Below are 19148 nucleotides of genomic sequence, written 5' to 3'. Positions count from 1 at the left end.
AATGCAAAATAAAGGCGTTCGCCAATCAATGGCATGGTTGCATGCGTGGACAGGTTTAATTTTTGGCTGGCTTTTATTTGCCATTTTTTTAATGGGTACCAGCTCCTATTATCGACATCAGATTAATCTATGGATGCAACCACAGCTGGCGCAATATCAAGTTAATCAAGATACTGCTATTCGTACAGCAACGGATTATTTAGCTAAAAATGCGACTGATGCCAAATCTTGGTATCTCAACATTGCCAATCATGAAGAACCTGTCAACAAAATGTACTGGCAACAAGCCAGCGGCGGCTATGAAAGCCGTAGTTTAGATGCCAATACGGGGCAAGAGCTAAAACTCTCAGCGACCCAAGGTGGAGATTTCTTTTATAACTTCCACTTTCAGCTCTATGGTGTTCCCATCATGGTCGGACGGCTAATCGCCTGTCTCGCTGCCTTTATTATGCTGATTGCTTTGGTCTCTGGGATTATCACGCATAAGAAGATCTTTACCGATTTCTTTACCCTTAGAACCTTTAAATCACAGCGTTCTTGGTTAGATTTTCATAATGTCTCCTCTGTACTGGCATTGCCCTTTTTCCTGACCATTACTTTTACAGGATTGGCAATTTTCTTCTATCTGTACTTGCCTTGGGGCATGCAGAAACTCTATCCAGAGAATCCATTTCAATATTTTACTGAGATCAGAACCACTGAAAAAAGCACAACGCATCAAGCTGAACCTAAAAAAGCAGAAATGTTGCCCATGAGCAGCTTATTAGAAAAAGTAAAACAACAATGGGGAGATCAAGCCTTAGCATCGATTGAGGTCAAAAAACCAAATACAGACCAAGCCATCATTACCTTTAAGCAATTAGAAGATCGTTCGATTACCTTAAATCAGGCACAAATCACCTTTGATGGACAAGGTCAGGTATTGGCTAATACCCGAAATGAAAGTACTGTTGCGACCTTAAATGCGGGTGTTTATGGCCTACATATGGCGACTTTTGCACAGCCGATACTGCGCTTCGCTTTCTTTTGCTCAGGCATTTTGGGATGTTTGATGATTGCGTCTGGCCTCTTGCTCTGGAGCTTAAAACGCCAGATTCAAAATAAATCGAATCAATTTCATTTTGGCTATTATTTGGTGGATCGTTTAAATGTTGCAGCCTTTGTCGGCCTTCCTATGGCAATGCTCGGCTATCTATTCGCCAATCGATTGGTCCATATCACTGAAACCACACCCAACTATGAAATTTATACCTTTTTCAGCGTATGGGGACTGAGCTTTATCATCGCTTTATTGACCAAAAAACACTATTTATGGAAATCACAGATTTGTATTTTCGGGTTGATTGCTTTGATTCTACCTGTCTATAACTTGGTGTACTTGATTCAACATCAGCTCATCACTGATTTACACAGCTATTGGATATTCTTGCGAATTGATTTGTTCCTGCTGATCTGTGCCCTATTTGCTGTGTTTATTTTTAGAAATATCCAGCCGATTCAAGCGAAATCCGTTCAAAAAATTAAAACTAAGTTAGCGAAACAACTGGAGGTCAACGCATGATTCTGTTGAGCCTTGTATTGACCCTCATCGGGATGTTGTTGCTGTATAAATGTAGCGCCAAGCAAATCAGTAAAGCCAAACAACAAGTTTTCATTCGCTATAAAGCCCAGTTGAGAGTTTTAGCTTATATCTGCTTTTTGATTGCAGGTAGTTTACTCTGCTTCACCTTTGGCAGTTCAATTGGCTTTATCAGTTGGTGGATCTTCGCCACACCCGTGACCTTTGTGTTGGTGTTATCAGTGAATGAGCTGAAGCCTACAAAGAAATAAAGATGCAGCGTCTCAAAGGCTAAATTTTATCTATGTCATTAATGCGAGTTAACGTCGAGATATAGACTCGTCAGCTAATACTGTTAATTCAGATGCGTCTATAAGTAACTTACGTAGCAAATCTAGAATTGGATCAGCTTCTATTATTTCGCCCTTAATTTGTGCAATCTGTACAGAATGCCACTCCGTTGAAAGTTCCTCATCTTCAAACTCACAAGAACATACGATGAGATAACTTCTGCCAACGACGTTAAGCACAAAGTCCCATCCATGATCTTCAGCATAAATATCTTTGCAGGAAATTTGTTGTAGAATTAACCTTTCACGCAGCCAAACTGCGAATTCATCCCCTCCTATGAGTTCATTAATCGCATCAGGACGGGGTGCCACACCTTTAAAAATATCTGTTTCTATCTCAAATAGATGATGGAAATACATAAATTAACGCTCTTTATATACTTATTGTATGATTGCTTAATATCGGTGACCTAAGCCCTATTAAGGAATTATGAATAACTAAGCGACATTCCCTTTGTTCAATAATTTTAGTCTAGTCATGTATAAAAACAATTTTTATATTTTATTTAATTGATTCGCACCTTTTGAAAAAACGACTTATCTTTAAATATATTCATACAAAACAAAAAATTGATTAAATAATCCTAAATTAATCTACATTTTCCATTTTATTTTTTGGCATTATCCGTTAACAATTAAGTTCTTATATGTATTAGTTTTATTTTTCTAGACCTACACGATAAACACAGACTAAAAAACTTAATCACTTTCTTTATATTTTTCACAACAGCTACCCTTAGCTTCTGCCAAGGATAGCTTGATTACTTAGAAATTAATGCCCGTGATGGCTATGATCTTCCTGAGCAGCCGTTTTGTCCTTGTCATCACAACATTTCATCTTTTTTTCACAGCACTCTTTTTTATTAGCAGCCTCTTTTTCCTTACAGCAATCACTCGCAGCAAAAGCAGGTACAGTCGTGGCCAATAAGAGTGTTGAAAGCAATACGGTTTTAATATTAAACATCATCATGTCCTTGAAATAAAAAAAGAAATTTGAATTTATAAAAACAGAACATGATTTGGGGGCGATAAGGTAACTGATAGATCCCTAAAGTCAGTTGATCTAAATAAGCTGAATTTGCTGTTTTAATTGATTGTATGCTTCGCTCAATGGAATGATGGCTGTGTTCAAAAGTTGCAGCAACACAGCACAGACTCTTTTGACAGTGTGATGTATCCATTTTGCCACTGTCCATACGGTCATGCTTCGTCATCATAGACATTCTACAATCAGACATCGCATCGTGATTTGTCATGACTTGTTCTACGACAGGTTGATTTACTTCATTCATAGACATAGCCATTGCATAGCTATTGGTGATAAAACACATAGCAATCAGCAATGAAATGAGGCTTCGAATAAAGATAGACATAGAGCGAAATGATCAAACATACAATCCGTGTATGAATCTCAAAATAAACCAATCACAGTTCATAAAGCAAGCTGATCTGACTAAAGATGATCTAAAAATCTAGAAAATTGGCTTTCTTTAGCTTTTTTTTGCATAAGCAAATCATTATTCATCACAACGAGTTATCTAAAAAAAGCATAAGATATGCTGATTTTTGCATAATTAGGCATATTGTCGATGTTTGGTCCTATAGAATTTATTATGGCTGGGGTATTGGTTGGCTTCTGTGTCGGTATCACAGGTGTCGGTGGCGGCTCATTGATGACCCCAATCCTGATCAGTCTATTTAAGATCGAACCGCATATTGCCATTGGTACTGATCTACTTTATGCCTCAATCTCAAAATTCTGTGGTTCAGTGGTTCATGCCAAAAAACTAAATATTGTCTGGCCAATTGTACTCTGGCTCGCGTTAGGCAGTATTCCAGCCTCTTTTGCAACCTCTTGGGTACTTGAACATTATCTCAGTCAGTCCACCCATTATAAAGCGGTATTGACCATGGTTTTGGGCTTTATGCTGACCTTGACCGGTATCTCAATTGTGTTCCGTGCGCAAATTGAAAAGTTCTTTGACAAATTCCGTAACCGTGAACAAGCGGATATGGAAAGTGAACAGCATGCATTGCAACACAAACGTCATTACATTGTGATTATGGGTATTGTGCTCGGTATCTTTGTAACCTTGTCTTCTGTGGGTGCAGGTGCTTTCGGTATCATGGCCTTAGTGCTTATGTTCCCGAACCTTCCTATGATCCGTATCATTGGTTCAGACGTGGTACATGCGGTATTACTGACAGCAGTTGCTGGTCTAAGTCATATGTCCTCAGGTAATGTCGACTTTACCCTGTTAATGTGGTTATTGGTGGGTTCAATTCCAGCCATTATTGTCGGTACACTCATCAGCTCACGTATGCCAGAACGACTAATCCGTAAAATTCTAGGCATTACCCTATTTGCTTTGGGTGTGAACTTCATGGTGAACCCAATTAAGGCGAAACCAAAGCCAGTTGAAACACATCAAGCAGTTGTGGTTCAGCAAACAAAGCACGTAACAACAACTGTTTAAGCGTTGTAATGCCGATTATTTCTACATAAATTATGCTTTTCGCTAGTTAATCAATCGGCATTTCATGCTATATTCGTAGACAAAATAACCTTTTCTTTCGATTGAATTTGTGACAGCAATGAATACTCTACAGTCAAATCCAGTTTCTCAGCCAGATATCGACGACGTTAATATTAAAAGCATTCAAACTTTGATTACCCCAGCAGAACTGAAAGCTGACCTCCCTTTATCTGATGCTGCTTCTCAAACTGTGTTACAAGGACGTGCAACTGTACGTAACATTTTAGATGGCAACGACAAACGCTTGTTTGTGGTGATTGGCCCTTGTTCGATTCACGATCCTAAAGCTGCACATGAATATGCTGATCGCCTCAAGGTTCTCAGCGAAAAAGTAAAAGACACCTTATATTTGGTGATGCGTGTTTATTTTGAAAAACCACGTACCACAGTTGGTTGGAAAGGTTTAATCAACGACCCTGACATGAACGACTCTTTCAATATTGAAAAAGGTTTGCATATCGGTCGTGGATTACTAATTGATTTGAATGAAAAAGGTTTGCCATGTGCAACTGAAGCACTTGATCCAAACTCACCACAATACTACCAAGACTTGATTTCATGGTCTGCGATTGGTGCACGTACCACGGAAAGCCAAACTCACCGTGAAATGTCTTCTGGCTTATCATCTCCTGTTGGCTTCAAAAACGGTACAGATGGCGGCTTAACTGTTGCGACCAATGCGATGCAATCAGTTAAACATGGTCACAGCTTCTTGGGCCTGAATGAAAATGGTCAAGTTGCGATTATCAATACCAAAGGCAACCCTTATGCACACGTGGTATTACGGGGTGGTAATGGCAAACCTAACTATGATGCAACTTCAGTTGCTGAAGCGGAAGCAGCTTTGGCAAAAGCTAAAGTAAGCAACAAGATCATGATTGATACTAGTCATGCCAACTCAAACAAAGACCCGTACTTACAACCTTTGGTTTTGAAAAACATCACGGAACAAATCCTTGATGGTAACAAATCAATCGTTGGGATCATGGTAGAGAGTCACTTAAAAGGTGGTCGTCAGGATATTCCTGAAAATCTATGCGATCTTGAATACGGTAAGTCAGTGACTGATGGCTGTATCGATTGGGAAACCACAGAAAAAGCATTACTCGAAATGCATGAAGCATTGAAAGACGTCTTACCAACACGTTAATTCGATCTTTTAACTGCGATGAAAACAGGCTCTTATGAGCCTGTTTTTTTTGTTCGTCAATTCGGCTAGCTTGCACAAACGTACAATACAGCCCATAGTACTTTGCCCTATTTTGATCATCCTTTGTTATTGATTCATTTAGGTTGGTCATGGAAATTTTTCTTTATACCTTAAGTGTGATGTACAGCCCAGGTCCAGTGAACTTTATGGGATTAAATGCTGGGCTAACAGGACAATTCTCCAGAACATTAGGCTTTTTTGCAGGTGTGGGCTGCTCCATGCTGATGCTATTTGTTGTATTTGGTTATGCAGGTGCGGCACTGATTCCCCATGCGTATTTGCATTTTATTGCCTTGATCGGGGCGCTTTATACCTTTTATATCGCCTATAAAATGATGACAGCGCATACCGAATTAAAAACAGATCAAACCCTATACAAAAGCCTCAGCTTTTGGAATGGTTTCTGGATTCAAAGCTTGAATCCGAAAGCGATTTTGGTGATTTTACCTGTGACCACCATTATGTACCCTGCAGCACATATCACTGGTAGCTTGATTCTGATTGTTTCATTACTCATTTCTCTCGGTGCAGCGGGTGCTCCGTTGCTTTATTCATTTGCTGGAACAGTAATTGGCAAAAAATTGAGTAATCCAATTTGGCTCAATCATCTAAATAAAATACTGGGTATCTTTTTAATTATTTCAGGTCTATTTATGTTGAGTGATTTCTTAAAAGGTATGCATCTTATTTAAAGCTTTTTTAGTCGCAAGCACAGCTTATTTCTGATGTGTATAAATCTCTTTCCATCTTGCTGGGGTAATTCCAAAGGCTTTGCTAAAGTGCCGAGTCATATGGCTTTGGTCAAAAAAACCAGCAATGATGGCGGCCTGAGTCAGTGACTCTCCATACATCAAACACCTTTTCACGATATCTAGCCGACGCATGGTCATATAACGATGCGGACTGGTGCCAAATAGCAGTCTAAAATCACGAGAAAGGCTCCAACGATCACGTTGGATATTCTGTTCTAAATCATCCAAACTGATGTTCTGACCCAGTGAAGCGTGTATAAACTCTCTAGCACGCTCCGCCGCAATATAATCATAGCGTTGCCGCGCACGTACTGGCTGACCTGCAACTTCATACAAGGTTGTCGCCAAGTCATATAAAGCATCTTCTTCTTCTAAAAGATCCAATGGATCCTGCATATTTTGCAAAAGTGTGTGGGTGACTCGATAAAGCCGTGGATCATCACTCAGCCCATCTTTGAAAAAAGGCAGTGGTTTGCCTTTCATGATCTTTTGAATCAACGCAGGTTCAACGTACATCATTCGGTAGTGAAAGCCGTCTTGAGTCCCTGCACTACCGTCATGTTTTTCATCTGGATGCAATACCATGGTCATGCCATGCTGGCTATGTCTAACCTCACCACGATAATGAAAGCTTTGCACACCAGACAAGGTTCGACCAATCGCAAAGGTATCATGTTGATGTGACTCATATGCATGATCAGAAAAGAAAGCTTCAATCCTTTCCAAGCGATCACTATCTGAAGCTCTGACAATCCAATCAGAATGATTTGCTATTTTTGACACGCTGATCTGCCTATAAAAAATTGAATTCAGCAGTCTCAGAATACCTTAATTTTGCTTTGATCTATAAGTCATTTTTTGATTATACTGCTGCCACATTTCTCCTACGACGTATCGCTGATATGAAGTCCAGTTTTCGTCAACATTTGCTTAAGTGGCGTGCCTATTTTGGCGCGATTACTTTGCTATGTTTACTCTGGCATATCTTCCTACCAACGATGGTCCATACAGGCGTCGTTCCTGCACTTTATGCAATGCCAAGCCATTGCCAAGTCACAGAAATTCAAAATGTCTCGTTGATGTCACAGACACATTCAGGTCATCATCAACAGAGTATGCACGACATGCATCACGGACCGCAGCTAGAGCATGTCAAACATGCCCAGCTGAGTGAATATGCACAACACGTGTATGCACTGGCCAGCCAAATCATGAAGCATTGTCCATTATGCTCCCATGGTTTAGATGCCGCTGTGATCGTCCCGCTGATTGCATTCATTATTATATTTCTACTGGCTTGGTTCAGTCGTGTTCGCTGCCTGTGCCATACGTGGACAGAAGATCTGCACATCGCCCGCATCTTTTATATTTTTCCGATCAAACAAGCCCCACCACTGACTTTATAAATCGCAAATTTTACTTCGTGCCCCGTTAATAACGTTGGTGCGCCCTTAGTTATTGCTTTTTATAGAGTTCATAATGAATACTCAATTCCGTTTGTCTGTATTAGCGGCTGCGTGCCTGTCTGTTGGCTATAGTTCTGCTACTTTTGCTGAAACTGTGCCATCTGATACCACCAAAACCTTAGCCACCATTGTTGTCACCGCAAGTCGTGAAGGTGAATCGATTAATAATACCCCTGCTGCGATCAGTAAAATGAATAGCAAGGAGATTGAAGATAAACATGCAACCTTTATTGGACAAGTGCTGAATCAAACCCCAGGCGTGTTAATGAATGACTTGGGCAATGAACAGCATATGATGTCCATTCGCCAACCGATTACCACAGCAGCCGTTTATCAATATTTAGAAGATGGTATTTCGATTCGTCCTGTGGGTGTGTTTAACCACAATGCCTTATATGAGGTGAATTTGGCGGGCATTGATAGTATCGAAATTTTACGTGGCCCTGCTAGCAGCTTATATGGCAGCAATGCGATTGGTGGAACCATTAATTTCCTCACCAAAGCACCGAGTACTACACCCACAGCCAATCTGGGCATCAGTGCCAGTTCTAAAGGGTATCGCCGTGTCGATGTCGGTGCATCGAATAGCTTTGATAGCGAATGGGGTGAGCATGGGTTAAGACTTTCTGCCTATGCCAGTGATCGTGGTGATAGCTGGCAAGACCATGCTGAAAGCAATAAACAGAGTGTGACACTCAGACACGACTGGCATATCTCTGATGCCACCCAAATCAAAAATATCCTCAGCTATAACCATTTAAAAGCGGATATGACCGGTAGCTTAAATCCGGATGATTATCGCAAACGTCCTGGATACAGCTACCAAACATTCACCTATCGTGAAGTCGATGCCACACGGCTTTCTTCTCAAATTAGCCATCAATGGAATGATCAGCAACAGAGTCAAGTTACCTTATATTATCGTGACAATACTACCGAACAAAATCCAAGTTATAACATCCGTACCGATGTTAAAAATGGCACACCGACGGGTACTTATAGCGGTCAAACTACCTATAACGCCTTTCAGTCCTATGGCTTAAATGCGCAGCATTCAGCGACATTTGATCAGGTCAAACTGATTGTTGGGGCGATGGCTGACCATTCTCCTAACCAAGCCAGAACCAATGATATTCAGGTATTCCGTGACCCGAATACCTTGGTATATACCGGTTATCAACAACGCCAGCGCTTACGCGACTTTAATGTAGACGTCAATAACCAAGCCCTCTATGCACAAGCCAATTGGCAAGTGTTACCGACTTTAAATTTAGTTGGTGGTGCACGCTATGACTGGATTAGTTATGACTATGAAAATAAATTAATTCCATCAAAAACCACAGGCGCACCGAATGAGAAACGTGATTTTCAGAAAGCTAGCCCGCAAGTCGGTTTTGTCTGGAACATCACCCCAGCGCTTGATCTTTATAGTAATTGGTCGCAAGGTTTTGTACCGCCAGAGGTGAGCAGTTTATACGGGGCGAATCTGGTGACACCTGACTTGAAAGAAGCCACATTTAATAATATTGATGCAGGTCTGCGCTTTAAATTATTCGATGATCGCTTAGATGGTGAAATCACCCTATATCGCTTAGAAGGCGAAGATGAAGTGATGAGCTATACCAAGCCAGATAACACACGCGAGCCACGCAATGCAGGCAAAACCTTACATCAGGGAATTGAAATTGGGGGAACATGGAAACTCAGTGATTTATATAATCAGCGCTTAAAACTCTCAGGTAGTGTGGCCAAACATGAATATCAGCAATTTCAACCGTCGAGTGTTTTAGATTATAGCGGCAACACCATGCCAAGTGCGCCTAAAACATTTGGTACGCTTGAATACCAGATCAAACCAATACCTGAGCTATTACTCTCTGCAGAAGCGGTTTATGTCGGTTCTTACTGGATTAATGATGCCAATACGGAAAAGTATGATGGCCATACTTTGCTGAATCTGCGCGCCAATTACCGTAAAAATGCTTATGAAATCTACGGGCAAATCCTGAATGCCACAGATCAGCATTATGCGGAAAGTACCTCATTTAGTAATAACCAAGTCAGTTATACCCCCGCTGCACCACGTACCTATTTATTAGGTTTACGTTATCATTTTGGGAAATAAGCAATGAATGCCAAACAACTGAAAAAACTACTGGCATTGCACCGTAGTTTTGGGATGGTGTTGGGCGTTCTCGTTTTACTTTGGTCTTTAACAGGTGTGTTGCATCCGATGATGAGTGCAACACAACCTCAGCCTGTAAAACGAATGCCTCCATCTCAACAATTGGATTTAACACATGCCTTAGCGGCAACAGATGTTCTCAAGCAACATAAAATCGTGCAATTTTCAGCCTTGCAGGTAATTGAATTAGAAAATCAGCAGATTGCCTATCGCATATTACAGCCTAATCAAAAGATTGCTGAATACTATGATAGTCAGACCAGTCAATTGCTGGTTAATGCAGAACAACAAGATGCCGAACGTTTAGCGCGCTGGTACACGGGTCTCTCTCAACAAGAAATTGTATCCAGTCAAATCATCACCGAATTCAGCGATGATTATCCGAGTGTCAATCGTTTACTGCCAGTTTGGCGTGTTGATTTTCAAAATGGTTTACGTGCCTATGTGGATCCTTCACAAGCACGACTGGCCACGCTGTCTAATGATCAAATGATGTGGATGGCAAAAATATTCCGCTTAGGTCATACCTGGACGTGGGGTGATCAAACTTGGACAGGTCAAACTATTCTCATGCAAATCGCTTTGATTGGCATATTGTGCATGCTTTTTATGGGGATTGGCTTATTCTTTAAGATTCATAATCGGCGCAATCACCGTCTAGGGCAAAAACCGATCCAATTTCTACATCGCTATTTAGGTATCAGTTTAAGTGTCTTTATTCTGCTCTGGGTGTTCAGTGGTTTCTATCATATCTGGCAAAAAAAGCCCGATATAAAAAATATTCAACCTGTGTTCCATACGGCTGATCTAAGTACCAAAGTATGGCAGCAGGTTACTCAGCAGCCCATTCAGCGTCTGGATCTTGTGCCCACCACCTTTAGCCAGACACATACTCGTGCTGCATGGATGATTCAAGCTATCGGACAAGCTCCTTTACAAGGCAGCATGACGGCGGCAAACAAAGCGCATGATCATCACGTGACCAAAACAGCAGCTCCCGCGATTCAGTTTATAGATGCGGGTAATGGTAAAGCGCTTGATATTCTCGAACAAAGCAAACAATTAGCTGCTAGCTACTTAGATTTAAAGCCAGAGCAGATTAAACAATCCTCATGGGTGACAAGTTTTGGAGGAGAATATGGATTTATCAACAAACGCTTACCTGTGATCAAGGTTGAGACCCAGTTAGAGAATCAACTCAGACTGTATATAGAACCGAGCAGCGGTGTGATTGCAGCTCAGGTCACACAACAAGATGCCTTAGAAGGATTTAGTTTTGCTTATTTACACAAATGGACATGGTTGCCGATAGATAAAACGCTTCGAGATATCATTCTAGCTACGATTGCAGCACTGGTTGCCTTACTCGCTGTGTTGGGTTTCTGGGTTCAACTGCATAAACGCTAACATCACTCAAAGTGATTCTTCTGTTTACAGGAGGATCACGCCAATCCAAGTGATCAATTTTTTTAAATGATATAGAACGAAGCAATCACAGCACTGAGAAGCACGCCAGTTTCAGCCAGCTCAATTGCAGCACCTATAGTATCCCCAGTAATCCCGCCAATTCTTTTAATAAATAATGATCGCATATAAAAAAGCAGCACTAAAAAAACCAGTAAGGCAATTAATCCAAGCCATTTAAACATACAAAGCAATGCTATTGTAATGACAAAAACCATCCAAAGTTGTTTTTTAGGCATAAAATCTGTCATAGAACGGCCTAAGCCTTGAGCACGTACATAAGGCGTAGTAAGGAATAAAAACAGTGGCACACTGCGCCCAAGCATAGGCAAGACGATTAAAAAAACAGCCATTTGTTGTTCAAGCAAAACGTATAAGGCCACAAATTTCAGCAAGCAGACGACAACTAAACTCAGCACCCCGATTGGACCACATGCAGGGTCCTTCATGATTTTCAAGGTTCGTTCAGGATCACCAAATCCACCGACCCATGCGTCGGCTGTATCCGCTAAACCATCCAGATGTAATCCACCTGTCAGCCAAATCCAGAGTACGAGAATCACTGCCGCACTCAAGATGATCGGAAGCTTTGCCAATAACATGGCAGATGCAAACAAAATCAACCCAAGCAATAAACCCACCAAAGGATAAAACAGCATGGCCTGACCATTCTGTTTTGCGCTTGGCATCGTTTTGAGTTCAATTGGTAAAACAGTCAAAAACTGCAAGGCAATCCAAAAAGGTGTCATGCAACCTCTCAATGACAACGGGTTTATCATGCATGGATTATGAAGAAATAAAATTGGGAATAGCAAGCTATTCCCAAATGAAAAGACTGAATATCTTAGTTTATTGAATTTGATAACATTGTTTAAGCTTCAAATAATCATAATAAAAACTGTTCGTACTATAACGTGCGTAGTTACAACTCGACTTAAACAACGTTTCTTTCTCGTTATAGAACATTTTTACCAAGGTTGTGCCTTGCTTGTCTTGATAGATATCCCACTGTAGATTCGCTGCCATGGGTGACACCACCTCACCTCGCCAAGTGCTGCTGTTGTAGCTATAGGTTTGACGTAAAGGCAAAGGTTGCATCATATTGTGCAACTCTAAACTGGTCGCCAATGGAATGATAATTTCGGCATGGGCAAAACGTAATACCGCACGATGTGCTTGCTGCTGATCTACAATCGCATCGACTTGTTTAAATAAGTCCTGCTTTAGGCCTTGAGCAATTGCACTGGTGACGTTCTTCGATTCGGTAAAACTTGGCCCTTTGCTATAAAAATCATTGGCATCGTTAAATTCAGCATAAAATTTTGCAGCATCTACAGGCATATACTGATCAAAATTCACACCCTTCAATTCAGTTTTCATACCGCCTGATATTGAATATAACTCATAGACATAGGCCGCAGCATCCACAGCACTGGCAATACTGTTTTTACCCTTACCTTTTTCAGTGATGGTTTCACCTTTAGGCGAAGTGACGCTATATGAACCAGTATTGCTAAATACATAGCCCGTGGTTCCCAACTTTTGAATAAATTCTGTTTTGAACAGTGGATTCAATACGCTCTTTGCCACTTGTTCAGCACGACTATTTTTCGCAAGTTCATTTAACTTATTGACCAGACCTGCATCCTCTTCTTCAAAATGCTGATAGGCTTGGCTGGCATCGTAAATTGCCTGTTGTTGTCCTGATAAAGGCTGTGCTAAATCTTGATCTTTATTCAAACTATGAAAATAAAGCTTAAAACGATCCACCCCACCATCTTCAATCGTTGGCACACTACTACTAGCTAAACTGGTGTATGAAATTGGGGTGATGTGTGCCTTTAATTGCGGTTGCTGTTGAATCAATTCAGCAGTAAAAAACTTGGCGCTATCTACCGCACGGTCTACACCCGAACTTTGCACTAAAATTGATGTCGGTTGTTGTGCTGCGGTTTTAAACAGATTTGGTAAGCGTTGTAATAAGCGATCAGCAATACCACGATGCTCCTGAATACCTTGCATCGTTTCATTGCCATAGCCAAACTGACGAATGCCATCCACACCATAACCCAAAAGAATATTGGCTTTCATCATGCTTTCTAAATCTGCTCCCAGCTTTTCGCCTAAAGGTGTGAGTGCATGTTCAGCTTTGGCTTGTTTCCAAAGGTTATACAGCGCTAAATCATATTTAATACTGGATAAACCGCGTGAGCCATGACGTGCAACCAGTTCTGTAAATACAGGCTGAAAGCCTTGCGGAATGGCTTCATATTTTTTGAAATCTTGTTGTGGTTGGTATGGAGTTTTAGTCTGATAATATTTTGATTCAGCGTTATTTTCAGGGGTTGTTTGCGATTCTGAGTGATCGTCGTTATTACATGCCGCTAATACAATGCTCGCGCATAACACACTGCTTTTCAATAATATATTCATGAATGATTTGCTTATAGGTCAAGAAATGCCATGTATCATAGGCAGTCGCAATGACAATTCGATTACATGACCCAAGCAAATACTGGAAACAGAATAAGATTTTATGACTACTAAGTTGCTGTCATTTCAGAAAAGTGAATTTGATTGTCAACTTGAGTTAGCTTTAAAGCATATAACGTTCCTAACTCTGCGGGCATGGTTAATAGTTCATCTAGTTTGTGCTGACGTGCCAAACAGGTCAGCAACTTAATCACCCCACCATGCGTCACAATCAATGCTCTATTCCAGTTATGTTGCTGCATTTGAACATAAATTTCAGTAAAACCGTGCATGACACGCTGTTGAAATTGATTCAACGACTCTCCATTCGGCGCATGATATCGAGTTGGGAATTGCCAGAAATTTGCCAATAATTCAGGTGCTGTTTCATAAATAGTTTGAGTCGCAACACCTTCCCAATCACCAAAATACATTTCCTTGATTTCAACATTGAGTAGTAAGGGCAATTCGAGTTGTTTGGCTAATGCGGCCGCAAAGTTTTGGCAGCGTTGCAAGGGCGAGCTGATGATCACATCCCAGTGTACCTGAGCATCAAGCTGCTGTTGAACGGTGGATTGCATTTGCAACCAACCGTGTTCAGTCAAGGCATCATCGAGATGCCCACGCAAAGTATGGCTCAGTGTGGTTTCACCGTGCCGCAGCAAATCAAGGTGCAACTTTATCACCTGTCACAGCAGCTTCAGCAAAGGTGGCCATTTGGTTATGCAACACACAAGCCAGTTGCAGCATCGACAATGCAGCTCCTGCACCACTACCTTCACCAAGACGCAAATTCATATTTAAAATAGGCTGAGCCTCTAGGGCTTTTAGCACACGATGATGGCCATATTCAGCCGATTGATGCCCAAACAGCATCCATGCACGACTGTGGGGCTGAATGCGTACCGCACATAAAGCGGCAACCGAGCTAATAAAACCATCCACCACGATTGGCAAACCAAGTTGTGCACAGCGAATATAGGCACCCGTCATTGCAGCAATTTCCAAACCACCAACAGCAGCCAAGATTTTTAAAGCATCGTCAGCAACAGCTGCTTGATGTTGTTTCACTGCCTGATCAATGACAGAGATTTTATGTTGCAGCTGTTGATTATTAATCCCTGTTCCCACACCGGTCAGTTGTGCGGCATCTTCATTCAACAATAAACACGCCAGTGCTGAAGCTGAACAGGTATTACCAATCCCCATTTCACCTGCAATAAAAATATCAGCAGCTTGTGCTTTGGCGCGATCAACGCTGTCTTTACCCAATTGCAAAGCTGCTAAGCATTCTTGCTCCGTCATTGCAGCTTGTTGAGCGAAATTGGCTGTACCTGCACGAATGCAATGGCGCTCAACCCCTACATAATCATAGGCCTCACCTACAGTTCCACAATCCACAACCTGTAAATGTGCATGATGATGTTTGGCAATCACACTAATAGCTGCACCACCTGAGGCAAAATTTTGCAGCATTTGACGGGTCACGGCTTGCGGATAAGCCGAAATATTTTCTGCAACCACCCCATGATCGCCTGCAAAAATCGTAATCCAAGGTTGTTGAATTTGAGGATGTACTGTGCCCTGTAAGCTCGCCAATTGAATGGCTAGCTGCTCAAGTTGCCCTAAAGCCCCTGTAGGTTTGGTCAATTGCAGTTGACGTTGTTCAGCTTGTTGTTTGGCATCTAAATCTGGTTGTTGTACTGCAGCTAAAAACCATTGTGCTTGTTCAGTCATGTTATTTCTCATCTTTTAAAATCATTGGAAAGCCTGCGACACAAAACATGACTTTATTGGCAAGTTGCCCCAAGGTCTGATGCAAACGCCCTGCTTCATCGACAAAACAACGGCTGATTTCTCCCATCGGTACCACTCCAAGTCCAGTTTCATTACTGACCAAAATAATTTGAGAGTGTAGTTGCGGTAAGACTTCAAATAGTTTTTGCATCTGTTGTTGTTGCAAGGCTGGGTCTTCAGCCAATAAAAGATTACTCAGCCACAAGGTTAAGCAATCGACCAAAATCAGCTGATCAGGCTGATCCAATTGTAAAAGCCGGTCGGCAAGATAAATCGGTTCTTCAAACACTTGCCAATGGGCTGGACGTTGCTGTTGATGATGCGTAATACGCTGCTGCATTTCTGCATCTAAGGCCTGCGCCGTTGCAATATAAATGACCGATAAACCTGTCTCTTTGGCGGTTTGTTCTGCCAAACGACTTTTACCTGAGCGGGCCCCACCTAAAATTAGTTGCAACATATCTAACCTAGTTCAATTTGCTGATAAGGATACAGTAATCCTTGTAAAATCTGTGCCTTATAATAGCCGAAAGTCAGTTTTTTGACCTGAATCTTCATGGTTTTTAACGGAAGCTGTTGTATCCGCTGCAATACCCTATCACTCGGCCAAGCTTCATCATACAAACCTAAAGTAATATGCGGACAATATTCAAGTGCTGCGATCTCTTCAGATACATGGGCAAATTGCTGCCGAATTTGGGTTAGTACACCCTGCTGATCTTTAATCTGTAGGAACAAAGCACTACTAAAGCTATCGATCTGTGTGATTTCCAGCTCAAAAGCTGTGAGCTGTAATGCTTCAATCTGCTTAATCTGCTGCTGTAATTGTTGAATCTGAAAATCATCGTCGTATTGCTTGACAGCAGGCTGCAAGAAACCACACACAAATAAAGTAATGTGATATTGGCGTTGCTGTGCAGGAAGTAATAGATCTGAAAATTGTGCCTGGATTTCATCTAAATATTGAATCAATTCAGGTTGATCAATCTCTATATACCAAAGCCCATAATCTGAGCGACCCTTGTGCCATTCAGGATAATCGCGTATTGCGGTCGCAATCAACTGGGTGTCTGCTTGTAATAACACAACTTCAGCATCATAGATAAAGTTGTGTTATTCAAACATAAACCCAGATAGAAGTTAAGGTACTTTCACCGTGATCATTGCCGCTTATACAGTTAGAGGTTTCAATTCCTCCAACTGTGACATGAATGCATTATCATTGAGTTGCGCCTGAATTCCGTGATAGAGCTGGTTTAATAAGGCTTTCTTCTGATTTTCAGTAATGTCCATATGCTCAATATTGGTCTGGACATGTTTTACAATCTTAATCTCGTCCAGCTCAAGCATTTTCAGCGCATAAGCATAGCCATAAATTGCACCTTGCATTAACTTCTGGTAAGGAAGTTGTTGCTGCACATGAGATTCTAAACTGCCTAAAACACGCTCATTCAGATTGAGTTTTCTAAGCGGATCACGAGCTACACGCTCACATGGATCTTTATAGGCGGCTCGGCAAGAATGCAGAAAACTTTCCGCCATCCGATCCAGTTCTTTGGCTTGGTTGGGAATCATATTAGCCAAACCCAATTTAACTTCGTTGACCACCTGCTCTACATATTTCATGATTTTGGAATCGGCCATGGCGATACCAATGGTTTCATGTCCAAGTGCACTGGCATACCACGCTAACATGGCATGACATCCATTCCATAGTCGATTTTTAATGATTTGAATCTCAGAAATCTGATCCACCAAAATCATTTGGCGCATTTTGCTCAACAATGGACTGCGATTTTCCACGTAAATCGGCATATCCATTTCACTATGGAATAGGATCAAGTCCATATTTTGTAAGAATTGCCCTGTTTGAAACTGCCCACGCATGTCTTCTAAACAATGAGTAATCTGCTGTTCTTGCTTTTCAGTGAGGGCGGTTTCCTCTGTAAGTTCAATCGTTTCTGGATTGAGATCATTTTGATATTGTTTAAATAAATTGTGCTTGATATTGAGCTGACGATATAAGGCTTGATCCGTCAGTTTTGACACCATTCGATTGACCACGGTATCGCAAAAATAATGTTCACTTAAAATATGTTCTGCAATATCTTCATCCGTCATAGAAAGTAAGGCTTCACGGATATGTTTTAAGACCAAATACTTTGCGCACACTTTATTCAGAATAATCAAAAAGGTAATCGGCTCATTGTTGTCTGCATCAGCTGACATAAAACGGGCCAATAGTCCCTTCGCAATCGTTTTCGCCTCGGACTCAATTGCCTGTTCTGGCAAACACAGTGCGATCAGGCTAGATTGCATATACATCTCTAACATCTGCTGTTCATTGTCAGCATCAATCACAGTGAGATTATCAATACGCTCATCATAGGAAGACTGACCATATCGAATACTATAGCTGCCAAAACTGTTCACGGATTCCAAATAAAGACGATTTCGGGTTGATGCCAGAATCCGTTTTGGGCGTGTGTAACCATCCCAATAGGACAAGATCTGTGCTACATATCCCCCACCAATGGCACCAAAGCCATGAATCCCAACAGTCAATTGATTGACACTTTGCGGAAATAATTCTTGTAATTGTGGCATACCCATTTCAGGGACATATTGATCCAAAGCATTCAGGCACTCATACATGTCCTGATAGTAAAAATTTGCTTTAGAGAGCATATGATCATTGGGTTCTTTAATATCTTTGAATAAAATCGTGATACCGCCAGCATCATAGGCTGAACAAATCCCGTTTTCCGAATCTTCAAACATTAAACATTGTTGCGGTTGTAAATTTAGCTTCTGCGCCGCTTTTAAAAAGATTTCTGGATGTGGTTTTCCTTTTTCAACTTCATCCCCACAGACCAACAAATCAAAAAATTTATAAACATTGGCATTAATTAGATATTCTTCTGCAATTGCTCGACGACTTGAGGTCGCAACTGCCATTTTTAGACCAGACTTTCTTAAACGTTCTAAAACTTGAACCAAACCTTTTTTAATCGGCACACCATTTTTACGTACAGACTCCAATTCCACCTCATCTGCACGTTTGCGAATGGCAGTATAAGGAACATCTGTACCATAAAACTTTTGTGCCAGTTGCTCCGATGCTTTGGCACTTAAGCCGAGACACTGCATCAAATATTCATCAGAAAATTCCTGTCCAATCAGCTCTTTTGATGCCTGTTTCAATGTCTGAAAGCGTAAGCGCTCGGTATCAAACATTGTTCCATCCATGTCAAAAAGTGCTCCTTGAACAGGATAATCATGAAAAATAAGCATCTTTACTCCTTTATCTATCTTGTTATGACGTTTTATAGGGTACATAAAAAATCCCGTTAAAAT

Annotated in this window: 18 protein-coding genes and 1 pseudogene; 8 read left to right on the top strand and 11 right to left on the bottom strand. The window is 41.1% G+C overall.

Annotation, left to right across the window (positions count from 1 at the left end; translation table 11 throughout):
* The first annotated feature begins 1 nt into the window (after position 1).
* Both MN869_RS00825 and MN869_RS00820 read left to right on the top strand, forming a co-directional pair.
* On the top strand, positions 2 to 1561 hold the full coding sequence (locus MN869_RS00825) for a PepSY-associated TM helix domain-containing protein (protein WP_033133100.1): 1560 nt from the start codon (positions 2 to 4) through the stop codon (positions 1559 to 1561).
* Positions 1558 to 1830: a hypothetical protein gene (locus MN869_RS00820; protein WP_033133099.1), complete on the top strand. Its 273-nt coding sequence runs from the start codon at positions 1558 to 1560 to the stop codon at positions 1828 to 1830. Before MN869_RS00825 ends, MN869_RS00820 begins: the two co-directional genes overlap by 4 nt.
* A gap of 48 nt (positions 1831 to 1878) precedes the next feature.
* Here the strand turns inward: MN869_RS00820 and MN869_RS00815 are convergent, their stop codons facing one another.
* The 3 genes and pseudogenes from MN869_RS00815 to MN869_RS00805 form a co-directional block, all read right to left on the bottom strand.
* Positions 1879 to 2268: a hypothetical protein gene (locus MN869_RS00815; protein WP_033133098.1), complete on the bottom strand. Its 390-nt coding sequence runs from the start codon at positions 2266 to 2268 to the stop codon at positions 1879 to 1881.
* Positions 2269 to 2680: 412 nt separating this feature from the next.
* Positions 2681 to 2872 carry a hypothetical protein gene (locus tag MN869_RS00810; protein WP_005188714.1) on the bottom strand — a complete coding sequence of 64 codons (192 nt, stop codon included), beginning with the start codon at positions 2870 to 2872 and terminating at the stop codon, positions 2681 to 2683.
* Positions 2873 to 2907: 35 nt separating this feature from the next.
* Positions 2908 to 3281 (bottom strand): annotated as a pseudogene (locus MN869_RS00805) (hypothetical protein).
* A gap of 216 nt (positions 3282 to 3497) precedes the next feature.
* On the opposite strand from MN869_RS00805, the gene MN869_RS00800 reads away from it, so the two are divergent.
* From MN869_RS00800 to MN869_RS00790, 3 genes are all read left to right on the top strand, one after another.
* Positions 3498 to 4385 carry a sulfite exporter TauE/SafE family protein gene (locus MN869_RS00800; protein WP_033133097.1) on the top strand — a complete coding sequence of 296 codons (888 nt, stop codon included), beginning with the start codon at positions 3498 to 3500 and terminating at the stop codon, positions 4383 to 4385.
* Positions 4386 to 4503: 118 nt separating this feature from the next.
* The gene (locus MN869_RS00795; RefSeq protein ID WP_004653380.1) at positions 4504 to 5595 is read left to right on the top strand and encodes a 3-deoxy-7-phosphoheptulonate synthase; all 1092 of its coding nucleotides are present in this window, start codon (positions 4504 to 4506) and stop codon (positions 5593 to 5595) included.
* 149 nt (positions 5596 to 5744) lie between these two features.
* A complete protein-coding gene (locus tag MN869_RS00790) occupies positions 5745 to 6347 on the top strand; it encodes a LysE family transporter (protein WP_005315656.1) in 603 nt (200 codons plus the stop codon).
* Between the two features lie 24 nt (positions 6348 to 6371).
* Here the strand turns inward: MN869_RS00790 and MN869_RS00785 are convergent, their stop codons facing one another.
* Positions 6372 to 7190 (bottom strand): AraC family transcriptional regulator, encoded by an 819-nt coding sequence (locus tag MN869_RS00785; protein ID WP_033133096.1) that lies wholly within the window; start codon positions 7188 to 7190, stop codon positions 6372 to 6374.
* A 119-nt stretch (positions 7191 to 7309) separates the two neighbouring features.
* On the opposite strand from MN869_RS00785, the gene MN869_RS00780 reads away from it, so the two are divergent.
* The 3 genes from MN869_RS00780 (at position 7310) to MN869_RS00770 (ending at position 11465) form a co-directional block, all read left to right on the top strand.
* Positions 7310 to 7813 (top strand): hypothetical protein, encoded by a 504-nt coding sequence (locus tag MN869_RS00780; protein WP_033133112.1) that lies wholly within the window; start codon positions 7310 to 7312, stop codon positions 7811 to 7813.
* Between the two features lie 73 nt (positions 7814 to 7886).
* Positions 7887 to 9998: a TonB-dependent receptor gene (locus MN869_RS00775; protein WP_033133095.1), complete on the top strand. Its 2112-nt coding sequence runs from the start codon at positions 7887 to 7889 to the stop codon at positions 9996 to 9998.
* A 3-nt stretch (positions 9999 to 10001) separates the two neighbouring features.
* On the top strand, positions 10002 to 11465 hold the full coding sequence (locus MN869_RS00770; RefSeq protein ID WP_033133094.1) for a PepSY domain-containing protein: 1464 nt from the start codon (positions 10002 to 10004) through the stop codon (positions 11463 to 11465).
* A gap of 62 nt (positions 11466 to 11527) precedes the next feature.
* Here the strand turns inward: MN869_RS00770 and MN869_RS00765 are convergent, their stop codons facing one another.
* From MN869_RS00765 to MN869_RS00735, 7 genes are all read right to left on the bottom strand, one after another.
* The gene (locus tag MN869_RS00765) at positions 11528 to 12271 is read right to left on the bottom strand and encodes an adenosylcobinamide-GDP ribazoletransferase (protein ID WP_033133093.1); all 744 of its coding nucleotides are present in this window, start codon (positions 12269 to 12271) and stop codon (positions 11528 to 11530) included.
* Positions 12272 to 12371: 100 nt separating this feature from the next.
* Positions 12372 to 13955 carry a histidine-type phosphatase gene (locus tag MN869_RS00760; RefSeq protein ID WP_033133092.1) on the bottom strand — a complete coding sequence of 528 codons (1584 nt, stop codon included), beginning with the start codon at positions 13953 to 13955 and terminating at the stop codon, positions 12372 to 12374.
* A 110-nt stretch (positions 13956 to 14065) separates the two neighbouring features.
* Entirely contained in the window at positions 14066 to 14671 is a 606-nt protein-coding gene (locus tag MN869_RS00755) for a histidine phosphatase family protein (RefSeq protein WP_033133091.1), read from the bottom strand.
* Positions 14661 to 15731, bottom strand: a complete 1071-nt coding sequence (gene cobT, locus MN869_RS00750) for a nicotinate-nucleotide--dimethylbenzimidazole phosphoribosyltransferase (protein ID WP_033133090.1) — start codon at positions 15729 to 15731, stop codon at positions 14661 to 14663. The genes MN869_RS00755 and cobT overlap by 11 nt, the downstream gene beginning before the upstream one ends.
* Before the next feature lies 1 nt (position 15732).
* A complete protein-coding gene (cobU, locus tag MN869_RS00745) occupies positions 15733 to 16251 on the bottom strand; it encodes a bifunctional adenosylcobinamide kinase/adenosylcobinamide-phosphate guanylyltransferase (RefSeq protein WP_033133089.1) in 519 nt (172 codons plus the stop codon).
* A gap of 2 nt (positions 16252 to 16253) precedes the next feature.
* Complete coding sequence (locus tag MN869_RS00740; protein ID WP_033133088.1) at positions 16254 to 16877, bottom strand: 2'-5' RNA ligase family protein; 624 nt, start codon at positions 16875 to 16877, stop codon at positions 16254 to 16256.
* 84 nt (positions 16878 to 16961) lie between these two features.
* Positions 16962 to 19085, bottom strand: coding sequence for an HAD family hydrolase (locus MN869_RS00735; RefSeq protein ID WP_033133087.1), 2124 nt, complete (start codon positions 19083 to 19085; stop codon positions 16962 to 16964).
* Between the last annotated feature and the right edge of the window lie 63 nt (positions 19086 to 19148).

Source organism: Acinetobacter sp. NIPH1876, from assembly GCF_022808535.1.
Classification (GTDB): Bacteria; Pseudomonadota; Gammaproteobacteria; order Pseudomonadales; family Moraxellaceae; genus Acinetobacter; species Acinetobacter higginsii.
This window is presented reverse-complemented; position numbering and strand designations above follow the sequence as displayed.

Excerpts from the sequence above, each read along its gene's own strand:
- MN869_RS00780 (WP_033133112.1), top strand. The coding sequence starts at position 7,310 with ATGAAGTCCAGTTTTCGTCAACATTTGCTTAAGTGGCGTGCCTATTTT.
- MN869_RS00775 (WP_033133095.1), top strand. The coding sequence starts at position 7,887 with ATGAATACTCAATTCCGTTTGTCTGTATTAGCGGCTGCGTGCCTGTCT.
- MN869_RS00770 (WP_033133094.1), top strand. The coding sequence starts at position 10,002 with ATGAATGCCAAACAACTGAAAAAACTACTGGCATTGCACCGTAGTTTT.
- MN869_RS00760 (WP_033133092.1), bottom strand. The coding sequence starts at position 13,955 with ATGAATATATTATTGAAAAGCAGTGTGTTATGCGCGAGCATTGTATTA.
- MN869_RS00800 (WP_033133097.1), top strand. The coding sequence starts at position 3,498 with ATGTTTGGTCCTATAGAATTTATTATGGCTGGGGTATTGGTTGGCTTC.
- MN869_RS00795 (WP_004653380.1), top strand. The coding sequence starts at position 4,504 with ATGAATACTCTACAGTCAAATCCAGTTTCTCAGCCAGATATCGACGAC.
- MN869_RS00735 (WP_033133087.1), bottom strand. The coding sequence starts at position 19,085 with ATGCTTATTTTTCATGATTATCCTGTTCAAGGAGCACTTTTTGACATG.
- MN869_RS00765 (WP_033133093.1), bottom strand. The coding sequence starts at position 12,271 with ATGACACCTTTTTGGATTGCCTTGCAGTTTTTGACTGTTTTACCAATT.
- MN869_RS00825 (WP_033133100.1), top strand. The coding sequence starts at position 2 with ATGCAAAATAAAGGCGTTCGCCAATCAATGGCATGGTTGCATGCGTGG.
- MN869_RS00810 (WP_005188714.1), bottom strand. The coding sequence starts at position 2,872 with ATGTTTAATATTAAAACCGTATTGCTTTCAACACTCTTATTGGCCACG.
- MN869_RS00815 (WP_033133098.1), bottom strand. The coding sequence starts at position 2,268 with ATGTATTTCCATCATCTATTTGAGATAGAAACAGATATTTTTAAAGGT.
- MN869_RS00790 (WP_005315656.1), top strand. The coding sequence starts at position 5,745 with ATGGAAATTTTTCTTTATACCTTAAGTGTGATGTACAGCCCAGGTCCA.
- MN869_RS00820 (WP_033133099.1), top strand. The coding sequence starts at position 1,558 with ATGATTCTGTTGAGCCTTGTATTGACCCTCATCGGGATGTTGTTGCTG.
- cobU (WP_033133089.1), bottom strand. The coding sequence starts at position 16,251 with ATGTTGCAACTAATTTTAGGTGGGGCCCGCTCAGGTAAAAGTCGTTTG.
- cobT (WP_033133090.1), bottom strand. The coding sequence starts at position 15,731 with ATGACTGAACAAGCACAATGGTTTTTAGCTGCAGTACAACAACCAGAT.